Annotated in this window: 16 protein-coding genes and 1 pseudogene; 11 read left to right on the top strand and 6 right to left on the bottom strand. The window is 43.0% G+C overall.

The genetic code is table 11. The features are described 5' to 3' along the window. Window positions 1-114: 114 nt before the first annotated feature. Entirely contained in the window at window positions 115-681 is a 567-nt protein-coding gene (locus tag VZF35_RS12525; protein WP_407314017.1) for a helix-turn-helix domain-containing protein, read from the bottom strand. Between the two features lie 160 nt (window positions 682-841). On the opposite strand from VZF35_RS12525, the gene VZF35_RS12520 reads away from it, so the two are divergent. The 3 genes from VZF35_RS12520 (at window position 842) to VZF35_RS12510 (ending at window position 2,766) form a co-directional block, all read left to right on the top strand. Continuing rightward, a complete protein-coding gene (locus tag VZF35_RS12520) occupies window positions 842-1,054 on the top strand; it encodes a helix-turn-helix transcriptional regulator (protein WP_407314015.1) in 213 nt (70 codons plus the stop codon). Between the two features lie 144 nt (window positions 1,055-1,198). Continuing rightward, a complete protein-coding gene (locus VZF35_RS12515; protein WP_407314013.1) occupies window positions 1,199-1,378 on the top strand; it encodes a Spo0E family sporulation regulatory protein-aspartic acid phosphatase in 180 nt (59 codons plus the stop codon). A 371-nt stretch (window positions 1,379-1,749) separates the two neighbouring features. Continuing rightward, window positions 1,750-2,766, top strand: coding sequence for an NADH:flavin oxidoreductase (locus VZF35_RS12510; RefSeq protein ID WP_407314011.1), 1,017 nt, complete (start codon window positions 1,750-1,752; stop codon window positions 2,764-2,766). On the opposite strand, the pseudogene VZF35_RS12505 reads toward VZF35_RS12510, so the two are convergent. Both VZF35_RS12505 and VZF35_RS12500 read right to left on the bottom strand, forming a co-directional pair. Next, window positions 2,759-5,283 (bottom strand): annotated as a pseudogene (locus VZF35_RS12505) (HD domain-containing phosphohydrolase). The gene VZF35_RS12510 and the pseudogene VZF35_RS12505 sit on opposite strands and share 8 nt — an antisense overlap. Before the next feature lie 406 nt (window positions 5,284-5,689). Continuing rightward, entirely contained in the window at window positions 5,690-6,016 is a 327-nt protein-coding gene (locus VZF35_RS12500; protein ID WP_407314009.1) for a DUF1992 domain-containing protein, read from the bottom strand. A gap of 185 nt (window positions 6,017-6,201) precedes the next feature. Here VZF35_RS12500 and asrA point away from each other — a divergent pair, with 185 nt between their 5' ends. From asrA to asrC, 3 genes are read left to right on the top strand one after another with little or no spacing between them, the layout of a single operon-like run. Then, window positions 6,202-7,212, top strand: coding sequence for an anaerobic sulfite reductase subunit AsrA (gene asrA, locus VZF35_RS12495; RefSeq protein ID WP_407314007.1), 1,011 nt, complete (start codon window positions 6,202-6,204; stop codon window positions 7,210-7,212). Beyond that, window positions 7,205-8,026, top strand: a complete 822-nt coding sequence (gene asrB / locus VZF35_RS12490) for an anaerobic sulfite reductase subunit AsrB (RefSeq protein ID WP_407314005.1) — start codon at window positions 7,205-7,207, stop codon at window positions 8,024-8,026. Before asrA ends, asrB begins: the two co-directional genes overlap by 8 nt. 15 nt (window positions 8,027-8,041) lie before the next feature. Beyond that, window positions 8,042-9,025, top strand: a complete 984-nt coding sequence (gene asrC, locus VZF35_RS12485; RefSeq protein ID WP_407314003.1) for a sulfite reductase subunit C — start codon at window positions 8,042-8,044, stop codon at window positions 9,023-9,025. On the opposite strand, the gene VZF35_RS12480 is transcribed toward asrC, so the two are convergent. Both VZF35_RS12480 and VZF35_RS12475 read right to left on the bottom strand, forming a co-directional pair. Beyond that, a complete protein-coding gene (locus VZF35_RS12480; protein WP_407314001.1) occupies window positions 9,026-10,150 on the bottom strand; it encodes an NAD(P)/FAD-dependent oxidoreductase in 1,125 nt (374 codons plus the stop codon). A gap of 263 nt (window positions 10,151-10,413) precedes the next feature. Then, entirely contained in the window at window positions 10,414-11,214 is an 801-nt protein-coding gene (locus VZF35_RS12475; RefSeq protein WP_407313999.1) for a ParA family protein, read from the bottom strand. 323 nt (window positions 11,215-11,537) lie between these two features. Here VZF35_RS12475 and VZF35_RS12470 point away from each other — a divergent pair, with 323 nt between their 5' ends. The 4 genes from VZF35_RS12470 (at window position 11,538) to VZF35_RS12455 (ending at window position 16,312) form a co-directional block, all read left to right on the top strand. Then, complete coding sequence (locus VZF35_RS12470; protein ID WP_407313997.1) at window positions 11,538-13,541, top strand: sigma 54-interacting transcriptional regulator; 2,004 nt, start codon at window positions 11,538-11,540, stop codon at window positions 13,539-13,541. 246 nt (window positions 13,542-13,787) lie between these two features. Further along, window positions 13,788-14,075 (top strand): UxaA family hydrolase, encoded by a 288-nt coding sequence (locus VZF35_RS12465; protein WP_407313995.1) that lies wholly within the window; start codon window positions 13,788-13,790, stop codon window positions 14,073-14,075. 19 nt (window positions 14,076-14,094) lie between these two features. After that, complete coding sequence (locus VZF35_RS12460; protein ID WP_407313994.1) at window positions 14,095-15,252, top strand: UxaA family hydrolase; 1,158 nt, start codon at window positions 14,095-14,097, stop codon at window positions 15,250-15,252. Between the two features lie 91 nt (window positions 15,253-15,343). After that, window positions 15,344-16,312, top strand: a complete 969-nt coding sequence (locus VZF35_RS12455; protein ID WP_407313992.1) for a 2-keto-3-deoxygluconate permease — start codon at window positions 15,344-15,346, stop codon at window positions 16,310-16,312. Between the two features lie 149 nt (window positions 16,313-16,461). Here the strand turns inward: VZF35_RS12455 and VZF35_RS12450 are convergent, their stop codons facing one another. Beyond that, window positions 16,462-17,358, bottom strand: coding sequence for a metallophosphoesterase (locus VZF35_RS12450; RefSeq protein ID WP_407313990.1), 897 nt, complete (start codon window positions 17,356-17,358; stop codon window positions 16,462-16,464). 211 nt (window positions 17,359-17,569) lie between these two features. Between VZF35_RS12450 and nifJ the strand changes: the two genes are divergently transcribed. Beyond that, a complete protein-coding gene (nifJ, locus tag VZF35_RS12445; protein WP_407313988.1) occupies window positions 17,570-21,097 on the top strand; it encodes a pyruvate:ferredoxin (flavodoxin) oxidoreductase in 3,528 nt (1,175 codons plus the stop codon). Window positions 21,098-21,107 lie beyond the last annotated feature (10 nt).

Here is a 21,107-nt window from a genome sequence, read left to right as displayed (position 1 = left end):
GTAAAATCGTTGGGGAGGCCTCACGTCTAGTGCGGCAACTCCTTTTCAAGACACGGTTCCGCTCTCGGTCAGCGGGTTGTAATATAGAAAAAGGCAGAGAATAGTGGTTATGCCTTAATTGTCTTTGCGATATTTCTTAAAAATAAATTCTTTAAAGTCTTCGAGGGATTTTCTCGCTTCTTCTGGCAGCTCTTCCATTGGGTCGTCTGAACAGTGGGCAGTTGAAGTATTGTAACCTTGTTGGCTTTCATGTAAATAAGGTCTGGGGTCGGTGATTCGTCCGAGAAGAAAGTCAACAGAACAATTCATGCAGTCAGCCAAAGCTTTCAAAGTAGAGGGGTCAGGATGTTTTTCACCTGTTTCAAACTGTGACACATCTTTTGGAGATAGGTTAAGAGTTTCGGCTAATTGTTTTAGGGAGATGCTATTTTGTTCACGTATCATCTTTAGCCTGCTTGGAAACTTACATTCTTCAATGACAGGGTCTTCTGTCCGTCCTAATAAGAAATCAGTAGAGACGTTAAAATAATCCGCAATTCTTTGCAGAGTATCATAATCAGGTTTGCGTCTGCCTACTTCATACTGTGCATACGTACTTCGGGACATGCAAAATATTTTTGCTAGTTCCTCTTGGGTAAGTTCGAGCTTATTTCTTAGATATAGCAGCCTTTTCCCCAACATCAGAATCAGACCTCCTCTCCCATATATAGTATAGTCGCAATAAGCGACAATTAAAATATGTGTCGCGAATCTCAACAAAAGTATTGACAGTCGCGAAACGCGACTGTATTATTAAGGTAAATTTAAGTCGCGTTACGCAACCAGATAAAAGGGGGGAACTGTGGCTGAATTTGGCAAGACGAGGCTGTGGCTAATAAAATGTCGGGGAGATCTAACACAGCAACAAGTTGCAAATAAAGCAGGAATAAGCAGATCATATTATGCAGAATTAGAGTCAGGCAACAAAAACCCTGGTGTTGAAACCGCTAAAAGACTTAGTAGCGTTTTAATGTTTGATTGGACTCTTTTTTTAAATCATGAGAATTATGGTTAAAGTGAAGGCTCCCATAGATAAGCCAAAGCCTCATCTAAAAAAATACTTCTCTCAATCATAAGACATAATATAGAGTCCTCGGTATTGCCGGGGACTTAATTTTTTGGCGCATTGATCCCCAAATACGAATTAACGGAGGATAGTATGTCTGAAATCAAGGAATTAATAAAGAGAATCGAAGAATTGCGCCTAAACATGATTAAGACACAAGAGGGAAGAGCTTATACGGACCCGTTAGTTATAACTGCAAGTCAAAAATTAGATGATGTTTTAGACGAGTATCAAGAGATGCTAATGCTGACGAAAAAAGCGGAGAAGGATTAAACGCAGCTAGATTAGACCTTGACCAGCGTCTTCCTTTAAAGCAGTAAACTATCACGGTTCCGTTTGTACAACAATGCGAGAGTATCTCTCGATCTTAGCATTATGCACTCAAAAGCTATCAGTCTACATGCAGTCTTCATGTTAATACCAATGGTGTTAATATCGATCGAGAGCGTCACAGCTATATTTAAAAGAATAAAAGTGATGTGGTGGAAAAAGGATTACCCTATAGCTTGTCGAAAAAGTATCTCAAGGGTAATTTCCAAAAGTCCTAAAGATTTTCCCTAAGATATACCCATTATTCCGTTACTTACAGCTTGAGGATAAAACCTGCTGGGAACAATCATTTATTAAGAGTGGAGGCTGAATTAATGGCATTTTTACTTGAACCACTAAACCTTGGCTCATTGTCTCTAGTCAACCGTTTGGTTATGCCGCCGATGGCAACCTCGAAGGCGGAAGCGGATGGGAAGGTAAGTCAGGCAATCCTGGACTACTACGCAGAGAAATCCAAAGGAGGCTATCTATCCCTGATCATTATTGAACATAGTTTTATCAGTCAACAGGGAAAAGCGAGTAAAGGTCAGCTGTCGGTTGCAGAGGACAGTGTGGTCGAGAATTTAAAAACGTTGGCTGAGGTCATTCATCGCAATGGCTCCAAGACTGTCATGCAGATTAACCATGCAGGCAGTGCTACGGAAAAAGAGGTAACAGGCACAATCCCCGTGGGACCTTCGGCCGTTGTAAATCCGCGCAAAATGAGCGGCATACCAAAGGTCTTTGCCACCCCTCATGCCCTTACCGGTCAAGAGATTGCGGAGATAGTTGCTGAATTTCAGAATGCTGCCCGTCGTGCCAAAGAGGCTGGATTCGATGGAGTGGAAATTCATTCAGCCCACGGGTATCTTCTCGATCAGTTCTTCTCCCCCTTGAGCAATAAACGTACAGATGACTATGGCGGAACTCTTTTAAACCGTATCCGCATTCACCTGGAAATAATCAAGGCGGTGCGGGAAACCGTGGGTGACGATTTTCCGATTCTCTTGAGATTGGGTGCTGCAGATTACATTGAGGGCGGCGTTTGCCTGGAAGACAGCGTTAAGGCAGCGCGGGAATTTGAAAAAGCAGGTGTTGATATCCTTGATATTTCAGGAGGGTTCTGCGGTTATACGATACCCGGCTCCGTGGGTGAGCAGGGCTATTTTGCCCCTCTTACCGAGGCGATCAAAAAGGAAGTGTCCATCCCGGTGATCCTCACAGGAGGGATTACCCAAGCGGAAGCTGCAGAGCAATTGCTGGCTGATGGAAAAGCTGATCTTATAGGGGTAGGCCGAGCTATATTGAAGGATTCGGATTGGGCAAAGCATACAATAGAGAATTTTAAATGATTGAATGAATAACTTTGTCTATGAATACTTTCACTAAATCAGGATCGAACTGAATCCCGGCATTTTTCCGAAGTTCTGCAATAGCTACTTTATCGGGTAAAGCTTCCCTGTAACTTCTTGCACTTGTCATAGCATCATAGGCATCTGCGATGGCAATAATTCTGGGCTGGAGGGGAGCTCTTCCCCCTTCAAGCCTCTCGGATAACCTAAGCCATCCCAGCGTTCATGGTGGGTTAAGACGTATTCGGCCATTTCTGACATACCATTAACCGTGCTTAGAATACGATAACCGATTTCCGGATGACGCTTGATTTCTTCCCATTCATCCTTGGTCAGTTTTCCTGGTTTATTTAGGATATTTTCGTCGATGGCAATTTTACCTATATCATGAAGCAAGCCAACGTTTTTCAGTTCCTGGATTTCTCCTTCCGGTAAACTAAGAGCTTGCCCCATACTCTCACAGAGTGCGGATACGCGGTAGGAGTGTTGTTCTTCACGTTTATTCTTTTCGTGTAGGGTTCTAATAATCGTCTCTATGGTTTTTCCCCGCATACTTGGTCCTTCAAAGAGTTTTCTCTTGTACATATAATCTTCGGCTTTTTTAAATAGTTCCAGAATATCTTCCGCATAGTGGCGTTTTGTTTCATAGCCAAAAGAGATCGATATTTCAATTGAGCCCACTTTTTCTTGGAGTGCCAGTGTATTGATGCGTTTAAGAATTTGCTCCGTTTCAAGGGTGTCTGTTTTGGGCAATAGGATGACGAATTCATCTCCTCCAAGTCTGGCAATAATATCATCTCTCCGGCAGCCTTTGCGCAGAACTTCAGCAACGTTGATGAGGAGTTCATCGCCAATCGCATGACCAAAGGAATCGTTGATCAATTTAAGCCCATTGACATCGGCCATAACGAGAGTCAGCGGATAATTTCTTGCGACATCAAGCCTCTTTAACTCCTCTTCAAAAAAGCGGCGGTTATAAAGGCCGGTCAGCCGATCATGGAAACTTAAGTAGACAATTTTCTCTTCCGTCTGCTTGCGATCCGTCACATCTTGAATCATACCGATTAAACGAACGGCATTATCCAGGGGATCAAATTCGATTTTGCCATGCCCATGTACCCAGCGTTCTTCTCCATCATCAATACGGATAATTTTAAATTCGTAATCGAAGAGTTGCCGTTCGTTTTTTGCCTGGCTAAAATAACTATAAGATATTTCCCGCCAATCGGGATGAATAATCTCCAGCAATCCTTCTAACGTATGTGGATAGGTTGGGTCAATCCCCAAAATTTCATGGAGCTCCGGAGAACATTTCCATTCTTTCGTGAGGAGATCAATAACATAGCTTCCCAAACGTGCCACTCTTTGAGATTCACTCAACAAGGCATTTTGCTGTTCCAACACAGCGTTAAGTTCATCCAATTGACTTGTGCGTATTTCTATCTTCTCTTCAAGCTCCTCATTCAATTTCCGGATGTCTTCTTCAGCTTTCTCTCGTTTGACAATCTCTTCTTCAAGCATCGCGTTGCTTTCTTCGAGCTCACTATTCAGATCTTCCAATTGAGATGTTCTGTCAATGACTCTGCTTTCGAGTTTAGCATTTAACTCTCTAATTTCTGCTTCAACTTGTTCTCTTGTTTTGAGGGCATGCCAAAGCTCGCTGGTTTTCTGTTTGACCATTCGCTGCAGGGTTCTATTCCAGATGAACATCAATAAGATTAGTAGACAAACTGCAGCCGCTATAAATACGATCACTCTAAATATGGGAAGTTCGTAAAACGGGTTGCTCTCAATGCCAAACCATTTCTTATTGATCGCTGCATATTCGCTCTCGGAAATCTTCGCAAATCCATCATTAATTGTCGGCAAATACCCTGAATGGCCTTTTTTAACAGCTCTGAAAAATTGGCTGGTGTATATGGATGTACTAGAGTAATTGAAGTTATCTTCGATGCCCATTTTATAAAGATAGTAGAGGGCAGGAGGTTTCCCCGTCACAAAAATTACGGTTTTATGATCCTTGGCTGCTTGAACAACAGCTTCAGCCGTATCGTATTCTTCGATATCTGTTATGCCTTGTTCTCTGAGAACATTAATACAGTTGTCGCCCTTTTTGGCAGCCACCGTAAACCCTTTTAATGAATTGACATCGGTAATCCCGGAGATATTTTTTTGAAAAAAGATGGGGACATCAATCGTTGCGTAGGGATTGGAGTAATCAAAGATCTTGGCTCTGTCAGTGTTGTAGGAAATCGTATCAATAACATCAAAGTCGCCTTGTCTCATGCTTTCATAAGCTTTATTCCAGGTCATCCCGGTGATAGTCACTTTTATCCCGGTTTTTTGCTCGAACAATTTCCACTGGTCTATCGTGATTCCTTGCAAATCACCTTGACTGTTGCGAAAAGAATAAGGAGGATAGCTGTCGTCCAGCACTACACTGAGGGTTTTTATTTCAGGGGGGAAGCATTGACATGAGTCGAATGCATAAGCAGAAATACTAAACTTAAGATCCATACTAAATAAAAATTTCGACTCGTGTGGTTTATCATACTCCTGTCTCCCTTTGCTGCAAGGCAGTGTTTTACGTGGTTGATTCAGTCAAGTCTCTAAAAACGGCTAAAATTTCAATTAATGAAGGAATTCTTGAAAAAACGAGTAAAAACACCTTTTTACCTTAAGTATTCTTTATCATCTTATAAAATCCTGCAATAGTACAAAATGCATAATAATTATCCACCGGCAGCGCCCCATACCTTTGTCGGAGTATGTGACCCGTACTTCCCGTACTTGTTGAAGTTATTAAACTTTAGCTATCCTAAAGTAAAAGACAAAAGGCTCAGCATGCAAAGTTAATTCTTTGAGCTGAGCTCTTTGTCTATTGTTGATGTCCAATTTGTCCTTTGATCTATGATCAAACTGGTTATGTTTTGCGTTTCTTAAGTTCCATGATTAAATTATAGTTCAATTTGGTTTCTTCGAGTTTTTTATGAATGCGGATCTTTTCTTCCGGGTTACAGCAACATGCCAATTGGTCACGTAATTCATCAATATCCTTTAACAGCTGCACTTCTTCAGGTACGAAACCGGCATTCTTTAACAACATATATCCGGCGCGGATGCCTTCCGGGAGACTTGCCCAATAATCAAGATTTATCGGTTTGCCTTGTGAAGGGAGGTTATCGAATTCACCGTTTCTAAAAGCTTCTTGAATCCTATCCTCAACAATCTTATCGAAAATGCTGGACATCAAGCAACAGCTCCTTAAACAAAGTTTACTCATCTTATGTCTTATTATATAGGCTTTGGTGAGGTTTTTTAACCATATTTTATTTGTGGTCTATTGCTTTTATTGTGATAAAAATCACAGTCGCAAAGGAGCAACTTGATTATACTTAAGTTTAAGGACATAAAAAATCAAAGGAAGTGTGAAGTTTGGGCTATAGATATACATCGGCTGCATTTAATCAGCTTCTTGAGAGATTAAGGGAGCAATGCCGAGTTTATGCTCCAACCTTATTGAAGGGCAAGGGAAAGTTTTCAGAGACTGATTTGGTTGGCTATGGTGAAATTTTTCATATTGAAGATATTGTCTTTAAGCAAAAATCCTATTTTTCTCCCAAGGAAATCTTGTATCCAATGACCCAGACCCTTTTTTATTTTAACGAACATGAGTTTAGGGAAACGGCCGTCGATGATAAGGGTATCATCGTTTTCCTGCGCGCTTGTGACATTCAGGCGGTAGAGCGCCTTGATAAAATCATGTTAGAAAATGGTCCCTTTCCAGATTATTATTATGAGCGGCTGAGAAAGAAACTTAAATTCATCGTCATGGATTGTCAAGAGAGTTTTGAGCATTGTTTTTGTGTCAGCATGGGAACGAATACTACTGAAAATTATAGTGCCTCTGTGCGTTTTGAGAACGGCTTTTATCTTAGTGATGTCAGAGAAGATATTGAGGGAGTATTTGCTCTCTACGGCGAGGAAGTTGATGTATCTCCCAAATTTGTTGAAACTAATAGCCAAGCGGTTCAGGTTCCACAAGATCTAACCCTGGCGGCAGTTGCTGCAAACCCGATCTGGGAGGAGTATGGTACCCGCTGCATTGCCTGTGGACGATGTACCGTCGTTTGTCCAAGCTGCAGCTGTTATACGATGCAGGATATTTTCTATGAAGATAATCCTAAATGCGGAGAGAGACGAAGAGTTTGGGCGAGCTGCCATATTGATGGATTTACAGATATGGCGGGTGGACACAGCTTTCGCCGTAACAACGGAGAACGTATGCGTTTTAAAGTGATGCACAAGATTGAAGACTTTAAACAGAGATTTGGCGTTCCTATGTGTGTAGGATGTGGACGTTGTGATAATGCTTGCCCTGAATATATCTCCTTAGCTCACTGTATCGATCGATTGGGCAAAGAGGAGGCTGAAAGTCGTGGTTAAGAACAATTATGCACCCTTTAGGGCTAAGATCCTAGAAAAGTATCAACAGACTGAACTTGATTGGACGTACCGTTTAGAATGTCCAATCAAACCGATCTTTGGTCAATTTATGGAGGTTTCTCTTCCCGGAGTTGGGGAGTGCCCGATTTCCATCAGTGATTTTGGGGATGGTTATCTTGAAATGACGATCCGAAGGGTTGGCAAAGTGACGGAAGGTATTGATAAACTAGCCCCGGGAGATGTTCTTTTTTTGCGAGGTCCTTATGGGAATGGATTTCCCCTTGAGACGTTTTATGGTAAACATTTGATCGTCGCGGCCGGCGGAACAGGGCTTGCTCCGGTCAAGAGCGTTATTAATCACTTCTATGCTCATCCCGAGCTCTTAAAACAGTGTGATATCTTAACTGGGTTTAAGACTCCTAGGGATGTCTTGTTCAAAGGTGATTTAGAGAAATGGGCGCAAACCTTTAGAGTTGAAGTTACAGTTGACAAACTGGATGAGTCCGGAAATCTTGAAGTTATCGCCAATTCTTGTACTCGCAAAACAGGACTCATTACCAGCTTAATCCCGGATGTTCGGCTGTCTTCACTTGAAGATGTGCGAGTTATTATCGTTGGGCCGCCGGTGATGATGAAATTCACTGCTCAGGAATTCCTGTGCCGAGGCCTGGAAAAAGAAAATATCTGGGTTTCCTTCGAACGAAAGATGTCTTGTGGGCTTGGTAAATGCGGGCACTGCAAGATTGATGAAACTTATGTCTGCTTGGAAGGCCCTGTCTTTAATTTTGCGAAAGCACAAACTCTCTTGGATTAAGTAGGGGGGATCACGATGACGATTAATACAAAAAAGGTTATGAAAAACGCTTGGCGGATCACGAAAGACAGGGGGCTCACCTGCTTGCGCATTAGGGTGCCCGGCGGTCATTTGCCGGTAAAGCTGCTTCCCCTTATTCAAGAGATTGCCGAAGGTTTTGGCAATGGGGTAGTGCATCTCACAACAAGGCAGGGGTTTGAAATTCCCGGAATTCCCTTTGAGCAGATGGCAGAAATTAATGCCCTTTTGACGCCGCTCCTTGAGGAACTCGAAATAAAGCTTGGAGTTCCTATGGATCAACCTGCTCTGGGATATCCCTCAGCAGGGACTCGTAACGTTGTAGCCTGTATTGGCAACAAGGTTTGTACGAACGCTGTCTTTGATACGACAGCTTTGGCGAAGGATATTGAGAAAATAATCTACCCCAATAATCCCCATGTTAAAATCGCAGTCACCGGTTGCCCGAATGACTGCGTAAAAGTTCATATGCATGATCTGGGAATTCTGGGCCAGGTTGAACCTCTTTACGATGCCCAGCGTTGTATCGGTTGTCAAGCTTGTGTTAAGAATTGTACGAAAGTTTCCACCGGTGCTCTTTCCTTCGTTAACTATAAAGTGAAACGAGATGCTTCACGCTGTATTGGCTGTGGGGAGTGTGTTTTAAAATGTCCGACAGCGGCTTGGACTCGGGGTGGGCAATATTATCGTGTGGTGATTATGGGGAGAACCGGGAAAAAGAATCCTCGCCTAGCCGCTGGTTTTTTGGAATGGGCGGAGCGAGAAGCGGTCTTGAAACTTTGTGCTAATCTTTATGATTATATTGATAAGTACATTGACCGTTCTCTGCCTAAAGAACACGTAGGATATATCTTGGATAGAACAGGTTATCCTGTTTTCAAAGAGGAGATGCTGAAAGATGTAGACTTAGGGCCTAAAGCAACCGTCGCTAAGTTTTTGGATTTTGCCGGGTATACCTATGATAAAAAAGTAACTTTTTGATTAAGAAATTAAATCCTTGACCATCTCGGCTAAAGATAGTGAGGAAGTTAAACCAGGTGACTCAATGCCGATGAGATTTATCAGCCCTTCAAATCCACGCTCGGTCTCATGACATACAATGAAATCACGAAAGGGATCGCCCGGAGCTTGAATCTTTGGTCGTATGCCGGCCATATCCGGAAGAAAATCCGTAGACTTTAAAAATGGCATATAAGTATTGACAGCATTATAAAACTCTTGGGCATGATCTTCATTCACATCATAATCTAAGGTTTCCGAATAGATTGCATTAGGACCAAACCGCAAGCGGCCATCCAATGACTTGGTAGCATGAATGCCTAAACCTTTCAGTTCCTTTAATGGAGGGGGGTAGATAAGTCTTGACACTAAGGCGGACTTGGAATTTGACACACTAAAATATTCGCCTTTACAAGGGTATATGCGGTATCCGATATCATCAAGGTTAATTCCCAAGAAAGAGACGATTTGATCGGAGTTTAGCCCTGCACAGTTAATGAGCCAGCGGCAATGAATCGATTCCAGCTGGCCTGCCGGATTACGGTAAGTCACTTCATACCCGGAACCTTTGAAATCAACTCCGACGACTTCATGGCGGTAGGCTATGACAGCACCTTGCTCAAGAGCTAACCATTCAAGCCGCAGCATTAACTGGTGGGAATCAATAATCCCCGTAGAGGGAGAGTTCACTGCGGCGACTGCTCTTATATTTGGCTCTAATTTTGTAAGCTGGTCTTGATCCAGCATTTCTAGATCCGTAACTCCGTTGCTCCGCCCTTGGACCAAAATTGATTCTAATACCGGGATTTCGCTCTCATTTCGGGCAATAATCAATTTTCCAATCCGTTCATGAGGGATTTTCCATTCCTGACAAAACTGATAGAGGCGTCGGTTTCCCTCGACACATAGTTTTGCCTTAAGGCTTCCTGTTGGATAATAAATTCCGGCATGGATGACTTCGCTGTTGCGGCTGGAGGTTTCTTGACCAAATTTACTATGCCGTTCAAGCAAGATTAAAGAACGATCCTCAAATTGTTTCGACAGTTCTGCAGCAATAGCTAAGCCGACAACTCCTGCGCCTATTATAAGCAGTTCAACCTTTTCCACAGCTGATTGTTACCTTTCATTCGTTAATTGATAAGATTAAAATATAATAAGTAACCTAGTATTGCAAGGTATATGTCAGGATAGTTGCTGAAAAACCAAAATTAAATTCACAAGATAAGCTACTTATTTTCGGCCTCTTGATGATTGATAGGAATTATTCGCAGAAAGACCCGATCTAGACTCATTATTGTCTGGATCGGGTCTTCTTCTTATCCCTAATTTGGGAGTTTAAAATCGAGGTTACTTTCATCGAATAACTCCACTCATGCTATGGACAATACCTCCTTTACAAAAGAAAGATACTCGGGTGCTTTGTTAATATCAGGTTCGCCGTGAGTTTGAGCTAACCCGTGGCGTATAGCTCGTTTAATAACAGTGTCAAATACCTTAATGTCAGGGTTTTCTGCAAAACGTTTTCGAAGATCCTGGAGCATGACACTGTGGAGGTTCGTATGATCTTGGACCATAGTCGGCAAGATACCCAAAATATTTATCTTCGTACCTTGCTGCTGAATGCTTTTGATAAGAAGAATCGTGTCGAAGATGCCATCAACGGACAGCCCTTCCGGAAGAGCGGGGATAATAATATCTGTGGAGGCCAACAGGGAATTAAGAGTTGGTATGTCATTGCTCGGAGAAGTGTCGATTAAAATGTAATCGTATTGAGCTTTTATTTGACCGATGGCATTTTTTAAAAGGTATTTTGGGGCGGGGAACAACTTGCTATTTAGATGAGACATTACTCTCGGGCTAAGATCAGAAAGAGAATTGTTTGATAAGTAGAGATCTACCCCAAAAGCATGCTGCTTGATCTCCCTCATTTTTGCTTCACCAACTAATACATCGTAAATTGTTTTCGTTAGATTACTTTTCTTGATCCCGAAGGAAAATGCGATGTGGCCTTGAGCATCCATATCGATGACAGCGGTTTTATATCCGAGACTAACGAGCCCTACAGCCATGTTTGTGACGGTTGCAGTCTTGCCAACCCCGCCTTTCTGTGAGGCAACAGAAATAATTCGTGCAGTTTTAGTAATATTAGTAGTTTTAGAATGTCTAGCCATACAACAACCCCTTCCAAAATTTGTATACTTAATTTTACCATATTATACCAAAGAGGTATATACTCAAATTGATTAATCTGACAGATGATCCCCTAGTGAACCACGATTTGACGCAAGCACCGGCGGACTTATGTTCGATAATCGTTGGATAACACCTTCGTCGAAGTTGGGAAAATGGACCCGGACATGATTATTCTAATTTGAAGATTATCGTGTCATAATAACTATAGTCAAATAATGAGAGGCGATGTTGAATGATATAGGAGTAGTTGTTCTTGGATCAGCCTTGAAATGTCAAAAGGTAATTAAACTATGGAGGGTTTATGGACTATTCACGCATTCTATTTATTGCTCCTTATGCAGAGCTTGCCGAAGAGGCTAAAAAAACTGTTGCTGAACTGAAAAAACCATGTCAAGTGATCATGGCTGATATGAGCGATGGAGCAGAAGCTGCTAAAAAGGCCTTGAATGATGGCGTTGAAGTAATCATCAGCAGGGGAGCAACTGCCTCATTAATTCGTCAGGCGGTCAATATCCCTGTTGTTGAGGTTGAGGTAACGGGGTATGACATTTTACGCGCTCTATTTCCTTTGAGAGATAAAGAAGGACCCTTTGGAATCATTGGTTTTCCGACCGTGATAAAAGGTTGTCAAACGGTCGCTGAGATGATTGGGCTCAAGTTTCATATTTGTGAGCTTCAAGAAGACGATGAATCGCTTCAGTCTATTAATGAAGCAGAGTTTGCTCAAACAAAGATTATAGTAGGGGATACCATTGCGGTACGCTATTCCGAAGTGTTACATCGTCCGGTACACTTAATAAAATCCGGACCGGAATCAATTACCACAGCGATTTTACAAGCTGAGCATCTCATTGAGGCTCTCGAAAAAGATCGCGCCAAAACAGCTCTCAGTACCGTAATTTTGAATGCAGTCCATGAAGGAGTTATAACCATTGATAAAAATGAAACTATTTTGAATCTTAACACAGAGGCGCAAAAAATGTTGGGGCTTTCCCTGGGGATTTTAGGGCAGTGTGCAAAAACTGTGTTCCATTCCCAGTTGCTTAAAGGGATTAACTCCAAAAAACTATTGGGGCATCCGGAAAAAATAAATGGACAGGATTTAGTCATCAATCTTTACCCGATCCTCGATAGAGGGGTTCATCTTGGGACTGTCATAACCTTGCAGAACACCCTTGAGATTCAGCAAGCCGAGTATAATATCCGCCGAAAATTGCACGACAAAGGTTTAGTTGCTAAATTTTCATTAGATGATTTTGTTGGGAATAGCGAACTTGTCCGCTTAGTCTTAGATCAGGCCCATAAATATGCCCAAACGGACAGTAGTATTTTAATTCAAGGAGAATCGGGTACGGGGAAGGAACTTTTAGCCCAAGGGATTCATCAAGTGAGTTTGCGTAAGAATGGGCCCTTTGTGGCGATTAACTGTGCCGCCTTGCCTGAGAATTTGTTGGAAAGTGAACTGTTTGGCTATGAAGAAGGAGCTTTTACAGGCGCACGCAAAGGAGGTAAGGCCGGACTTTTTGAATTGGCCCATAAGGGGACGCTTTTTCTGGATGAAGTTGGGGAATTGCCGCTTCATGTTCAAGCTCGCTTATTACGTATTCTTCAAGAAAAAGAAGTCATGCGCGTTGGAGGCGACCGAGTAATTCCAGTGGATGTACGCCTAATCTCCGCCACTCATCGTAAACTGAACGAAGCAGTGGAAAGAAACGAATTTAGAGCGGATTTATTTTATCGTTTACACGTTTTGGGTCTATTGGTTCCTCCCCTGCGAGAACGAAAAGGGGACATTCGACTGTTAATGAACCTATTTTTAAGTGAGCTCTCACCTAAATTAGGAAAGCCTGAGCTAAACTATTCAGAGGAAGTCTATCAAGCTTTTGAAAAATATCACTGGCCCGGAAACGTACGTGAACTTAGAAATTGTGTTGAGAAGTTGATTGTCCTTGCGGAAACAGAAACGATTCAACCTGAGAGCTTGGTGGTTATTTCTTTTGTGGCTCAAAACAAAGATGAATTTGCCAATCTCCTCCATCTAGCTGATAAAACCTACGCTGATAGTCCAAAAAGTGATCATCTTCTTCAGAAAAGCAAGAACTTCTGTGCAGCAAATCTCCCTCAAGAGTCTGCAGAGATCAGAGAATTCCAAGAGGAAGGACCTGTCGTATCAATTCAGGGGAGTTTGAACGAAATCGAAAAACGCGTCATTGAGAAGGTCGTAACGTTGGAGAATCAAAACCTTTCCCGCGCAGCAAAACGACTTGGAATCGATCGCTCTACGTTATGGCGTAAACGACGGTAGTAGAGTTCAATCTGTTGTTGCAAATTAAGACATGTTGCATACTAAAACAGCATGTGTGGCAAAGTACATCACTCAAGGTTTATAAGAGAGGTGTATTTTATAAAAGCTTGAGGCAATGACGTCAAAGGTCAAGGTTCCTTAATTCAAGCTAATTTCATTGTTATTAAGATACTTTTCACAAGATGCTACGAGTTGGCATGATTTTTGCTTACTAGAAAAGCGTAATAATTCAGGAGGTGAATTTCTTTGAAAAAGCAAGCTGTTGTCATTAATGTCAAAGACAATGTAGCTACCGTGGTGGACGATTTCACATCAGGCACCGAGATTCATTATTTTTTAGGGGAACAAGAGCAATCTGTGATCCTTCTTCAAGACATCCCCCTTGGGCATAAGGTTGCCATTCGTGAGATTAATCAAGGAGAAGAAGTTATCAAATACGGAGAAAGCCTAGGGGGTGCAACCTCCGATATAAAAGTCGGCCAACATGTCCATGTCCATAACCTGGAAAGCTTGCGCGGTCGCGGGGATAAGTAAATAAAAGGAGGAATTTGTCGTGGAAATTTTAGGATATAAACGTCCGGATGGTCAGGTAGGGATTCGCAATCACATTGCAATTATTCCGACAGCGGTTTGTTCCAGTACGGTTGCGGCAAATATTGCTGCTCAAGTTCCTGGAGCAGTTGCCCTTCCTAATCAGCATGGGTGCTGTCAAATTGGAGCTGATCACGAGCAAACGGTTCGCACCTTGATTGGTTTAGGTAAGAACCCAAATGTTGCAGCTGTTTTAGTCATTGGACTTGGTTGTGAAGGTGTTCCTATTCGCGAGGTCGCCGAAGAAATTGCCGCCACGGGGAAACCGGTTGAGGTCATCGTTATTCAAGAAGTCGGGGGAACGCTCAAAGCTACAGCCGAAGGACTTCGCAAAGCTGGTGAACTGGCCCGCAAAGTTGCCCATTTGCAGCCTGAAAAAATGGATATCAGCGAAATTGTTATGGCCATTGAATGCGGAGGTTCTGACTTTACTTCCGGCTTGGCTTCCAATCCTGCTTGTGGAATTGCCTCAGACTTGCTCGTTGCCGCCGGTGGTACTTCCATGCTCTCTGAGACCACAGAATTTATCGGTGCGGAACATGTATTAGCCCGTCGCTGCAAAACACCGGAAATCGGAGACAAGTTAATTCGTTACGTTCGTGACTGTGAACAAAGAGCAAAGCTTTTAAATGTGGATATTCGCGGCGGACAACCTACTCCGGGCAACATTGCCGGTGGGATTAGTTCGATTGAAGAAAAATCCTTAGGCTGCATTCATAAAGCAGGACATGCCCCGATTCAAGATGTCCTGGCTTATGGGGAAGTTCCAAGCGGAAAGGGCTTATATGTCATGGACTCTCCGGGACAAGATATTGAATCGATTACCGGGATGGTTGCAGGTGGTGCTACGGTTGTTATTTTTACCACCGGACGAGGAACCCCAACCGGCTGTCCGATTGCTCCTGTTATTAAAATTACAGGCAACGAGCGAACATTCAAAATGATGGAAGATAATATGGATATCGATGCTTCAACCATTATTTCCGGGGAAGAAACCATTGAACAAGTCGGAAAACGGATTTTAGATACAGTTGTTGAAGTTGCCAACGGGCATATGCCAAAAGCTGAAAGTCTCGGCCACAAGGAGTTCGGCATCTATAAAATTGCGCCAACCTATTAAGCACAGTTTTTTCAGCGGCACAAGGTAGTCAGCGCCTCCAGATGCATTTGAATCGAAATAAAAATTATAGCCAATTCGAAAGGAGATTACCATGCAAATTCCGATTAAAAGGACTTTGGAAAGAGTGCCGGGTGGCATGATGCTTATTCCTCTGCTCCTGGGAGCGATCATCAAAACTTGGTTTCCCTCAGTTATAAAACTTCCTTCCTTTACAGGTGGACTAATGACAGGTGCAATTCCTATCCTCGCTGTCTTTTTCTTCTGCATGGGCGCAAACATTTCTTTAAAAGCTGCGCCTAAGGCTGTTGCTCGAGGAGGAGCTTTTCTAGTTACGAAAATTCTTTTAGCTACAGGGGTTGGCATATTCATCGCTCACTTCACATCCAGCGGCATTATTTTAGGAATTTCCGCCTTAGCGTTTATTGCAGCCATGAATGATACGAATGCCGGCATGTATTGTGCACTTATGAGTGAATACGGCAGCTCAGAAGATGTCGGTGCTTACTCTTTGCAGAGTCTGGAGAGCGGTCCTTTCTTCACGATGGTAGCGTTAGGAGCTTCCGGTTTAGCTAAAATTCCTGTTACAGATTTAATTGCAGCTATTGGTCCTATGGTTCTGGGCTTTATTGCCGGAAACCTCGATCACGAATTGAGGGATTTCCTCTACAGTGCTTCGAAACCTTTAATTCCTTTCTTTGCCTTTGCCCTCGGTTGTGGAATAGACTTCCATAATATTATCAATGCCGGGCCTTCTGGTTTGCTCTTAGGACTCTTTACGCTGATCATAACCGGCGGCGGACTATTTATTGTCGATCGCTTCTTTAAAGGAACTGGTGTTGCCGGGGTTGCAGCAGCAACGACTGCCGGCAATGCCGTCGCGACACCTCTTGCCGTGGCCATGGCAGATCCGAGTTTCAAAGCCATCCAAGCGACGGCTACTGCTCAAGTCGCTGCGTCGGTTATCGTCACAGCTATTTTAGTTCCCATTGTTACCGCAACACTCGCTAAATATAAAGGTAAAGACAACACTGCAGCTATGACGCAGGCTACTGCAAAATAGTATAAAATCATATTCTTTAGCTAAATATACATCTCCACAGAAGGGTTCCTAGTATCTGCTAGGGACCCTTCTGTTTATATATCAGGGAAGGTTGACACGTTGACACAAGGTTCAAGAGGTGGCACCATCTTGCACATAACGGTGGAAAACTATTGCCGATAAAAGAAATTCTTTAATTCAATGGGTTCCGCCAGCATGTCTCTGCCAATGAACAATGTGCCGTCATCCTTAGTTTTCACGGCCCATTTAACAAGGGTAATATAACCGTCTGCAATTTCTATCCCTGTTATGCTGCGAGGATGGACACTGCTCCCATCGTTAAAATATTGGGGCTTGCCTACGTCGGGAAACATTGGCCTATGGGTGTGACCGGCAATAAGCATATGCTTTTCTTGTTTTACCCACTCGGTGAGTCTTTTTTCCACTGTATCTTTCTTGTGATAATTTTTGGCTGTACTCGTTGGGTCATTGACGCCGAAGGACTCAAGCGGCCTCCACAAATATCTAACGAGAAATCGTGCTAATTTCCATAGGTCATAATCTAAGAAACTTACTTGATGTCCGTGGATCAAGAGGATTTTTTGCTCTGTCAGAGTATGCTTTAAAACCAATCCTTCATGAACCTTGATATTTTCAAATAACGGCATATACTGTTTCTCTTGTTCGTCAAAATATTGATACAAATTGTCTTTAACAAATTTATCATTTCGTTTGTCCATATCGTGGTTGCCGAAAATTAAATAGAGTCTCCCCTCCTTGAAAAATTTCGTCAGGAGCCAAAACGCATCACTATGTACATAGATAATGTCGGCGAGTTTTTTATTTTTCCAAAGTTCGTCGCCATCACCAATCTCAATATACGTATAATTTTCATTGTAATAATGAGTTAAGGCGGCAAAATAAAGATTTTGGTTCTTTGAGAAATCATCGGCCCAGCTTCCGTCGCCTCTATGAACGTCACTCATTAAAATAATCCTGGATGAGTCGTCAAAGGGGATTTCTTCTGCGGATTCAAAGATTTTAGAAATACGTTTTAAATGATTCATCTCTAGCCCCCCACGAAACAGAAAATATTTCTAGCGTCATCTAACTTAATATATGGGGTGCTGGAAAACATGTTCCTGGTGGGCAAAACGATTTCTGGAGTCAGTGAAGGAAATTGATTTGTGTTTTTTTACTAAAACTATGTATGAGAGTCCTCCAATGACGAATACTAATTTAAACTTAAAATCAAAGTATTTGGAGGAGGCTCTTAGTGTGGCTAAGAAAATGAAAACAATGGATGCGAACCAAGCTGCAGCAGAAGCGTCTTATGCTCTGACTGAGGTTGCGACAATTTTTCCGATTACACCCTCTTCTCCTATGGCCGAGGGAGTTGACGAATGGGCAGCACATGGTAAGAGAAATCTATTTGATCAACCGGTGAGAGTGGCCGAGATGCAATCTGAGTCTGGAGCTGCAGCAGCAACACATGGCTCCCTTCAAGCCGGGGCTTTGACAACAACCTACACGGCTTCCCAAGGGTTGCTGCTTATGATTCCTGAAATGTACAAAATGGCTGGAAATTTAGTGCCGGCAGTATTTCATGTCAGTGCCAGAGCATTAGCAACCCAGGCGTTATCAATTTTTGGCGATCATCAAGATATTAATGCTGCTCGTCAAACAGGCTTTACGATGATTTGCTCGAACAATGTTCAAGAAGCCATGGACCTAGGTTTTGTCTCCCATCTTGCCGCGATTAAGTCCCGGGTTCCCGTTTTGCACTTTTTTGATGGCTTCAGAACCTCCCATGAAATTCAAAAAATAGAGACAACGAGCTATGATGAAATTGCCAAACTTGTTGACTTCGAAAAGATTCAGGAATTCCGGGATCGGGCTTTGAACCCTAACCATCCTGTCCTGAGGGGTACTGCGCAAAATCCCGACATCTATTTCCAAGGACGTGAGGTTTCTAACCCCTTTTTCGATGCCGTACCTGATATCGTGGAGGATTACTTCAAAGAGATTAAGAAAGTAACCGGACGAGAGTATCATCCTTTCCAATACTACGGCGACCCTCAGGCTGAGAACATCATCGTAGCTATGGGTTCAGCCTGCAATACCATCGAAGAAACCATAGACTTTATGGCTCAGCGAGGAGAAAAGGTCGGCCTGATCAAAGTACATCTTTATCGCCCATTCTCCAAAAAATTCTTCTTTGATGTTCTGCCTAAATCCGTGAAGAAAATTGCTGTCCTTGATCGTACAAAAGAGCCCGGTTCTACAGGTGAACCTTTGTACCTTGATGTATTACAAATTTTTAACCATGAAACCTCCAAACCGATTATCGTTGGAGGACGCTATGGCTTAGGTTCCAGGGACACTACGCCGTCACAGATTATTGCCGCTTACGAAAACTTGAAGAAAGCACAGCCTAAGGACCGCTTTACCATCGGCATCATTGATGATGTCAGCCACACTTCTTTACCTATCGATGAAACCGTTGACACTTCGCCTGAAGGAACAATTCGTTGCAAGTTTTGGGGGCTTGGTTCCGATGGTACGGTCGGAGCGAATAAAAGCGCGATCAAAATTATCGGAGATAATACGGACCTTAATGTTCAAGGTTATTTTGAATATGACAGTAAAAAATCCGGTGGGACAACCATCTCCCACTTGCGCTTTGGCAAGCAGCCGATCAAATCGTCCTATTTAGTCTTTGATGCGGATTATATTGCTTGTCATAATAAGTCGTTCATTTACCATTATGAGATCCTTAAGGGCTTAAAAAAGGGCGGAACTTTTGTCCTCAACTGTCCTTGGCAGGCTGATGAAGTGGAAAATCATTTACCGGCTTCCCTTAAGCGTTATATCGCTAATAATAATATCAATTTTTATATCATTGACGCCATTTCCATTGCTGGGGAGATCGGGCTTGGCGGACGGATCAATATGGTGATGCAGGCTGCTTTCTTTAAATTAGCCAACGTAATCCCTGTCGAGAGTGCCATTCAATATCTAAAAGATTCTATCCAGAAAGTCTATGGTAAGAAAGGCTCAAATATTGTTGAGATGAATTATAAAGCTGTTGATCGTGGGATTGAAGCTTTACATAAAGTGGAGGTTCCTGCTTCATGGGCTAAAGTTCCTGATGAGGAAATGCCCGTTAAAGATGAGCCGGATTTTGTAAAAAATATTCAAAGACCTATGGCTCGTCATGAAGGAGAAGACCTTCCGACCAGCGCCTTTGTGGGCGTTGAGGATGGTACGTTCCCATTAAGCACAACACGTTACGAAAAACGGGGGATTGCAGTTTATTTACCGGAATGGCAAATTGATAAATGTATACAATGCAACCAGTGTGCTTATATTTGCCCTCATGCAACGATTCGGCCTTTCCTCTTGGATGATAATGAGCTGGAAAATGCTCCGGATACCTTCAAAACGAAGAAACCTATTGGCAAAGGGCTTGAAGGGTACCACTATCGTATTCAGGTTGCGCCGCTTGATTGTACAGGCTGCGGAAACTGTGCCGACGTTTGCCCGGCACCAGGCAAGGCCATTGTGATGCAGCCGGCTGACCATGAGATTGAAGTGGAATCAGAAAACTGGGAATATGCGATTAAAAATGCCAGCGAAAAACGCCATCTCATGGACGTTAAGAGCTTGAAAGGCAGTCAGTTCGCCCGGCCCTTGCTTGAGTTCCATGGAGCTTGCCCGGGATGTGGTGAGACGCCTTATGCTCGGCTTATAACCCAGCTGTATGGCGACCGAATGGTCATTGCCAATGCTACAGGGTGCTCCTCCATCTGGGGAGGCAGTGCGCCTTCAGTCCCATATACGGTTAATTCAGAGGGCAAGGGACCGGCCTGGATGAATCCGCTTTTTGAAGATAATGCCGAGTTTGGTTATGGTATGTATTTAGGTTCAAAGCAAATCCGAGCCAAGATTGCTCAGCTGATGCAGCAAGGCTTGGCGAGTTCTCTTAGCGACAATCTCAAAGAGGCCTTCCGCGAATGGCTTGAAACCATGGAAGACGGAGAAGGGTCAAAGAGAGCCTCTGCTCGCGTCCTTGAAGCGATAGAAAAGGAAGATAGCGCGGGTAATCCACTCCTCTGCGAAATCAAAGACAAGAAAGATTATTTAATTAAACCTTCAGTTTGGATCTTTGGCGGCGATGGTTTTGCTTATGATATCGGATATAATGGAATTGACCATGTCATCGCCAGTGGAGATGACGTCAACATTCTAGTCATGGATACTGAGGTATATTCCAATACGGGCGGACAATCGTCGAAGGCTACCCAGACGGCAGCCATTGCGAAGTTTGCAGCAGCAGGAAAGAAAGTTCGCAAGAAGGATCTAGGGCTTATCGCGACAACCTATGGTTACGTTTATGTTGCGCAAATTGCCATGGGGGCCAATATGAATCAAACGATTAAAGCGATCGCTGAAGCGGAGAGCTATCATGGGCCATCTATCATTATTGCCTATGCTTCTTGTGTAAACCACGGGATCAAATCCGGGATGGGTACAAGCATCTTTGAACAGAAAAAGGCTGTAGAATCAGGATATTGGCATCTTTGGCGCTTCGATCCCCGTCTTAAAGATCAAGGCAAGAATCCATTTATGCTTGACTCTAAAGAACCTACTGCTTCTTTCCAAGACTTTTTGAAAGGCGAAATCCGTTATTCTTCCCTCATGAATGTATTCCCGGAAGTTGCTCAAGAGATGTTCGATGTAGCGGAGGGGCATGCCCGAGACAAATATCAGACCTTAAAACGATTTGCGGAAATGCAATATTGATAAGCTCTGA

The organism is Desulfosporosinus paludis, from assembly GCF_045689965.1.
GTDB classification, from domain to species: Bacteria; Bacillota; Desulfitobacteriia; order Desulfitobacteriales; family Desulfitobacteriaceae; genus Desulfosporosinus; species Desulfosporosinus paludis.
This window is presented reverse-complemented; position numbering and strand designations above follow the sequence as displayed.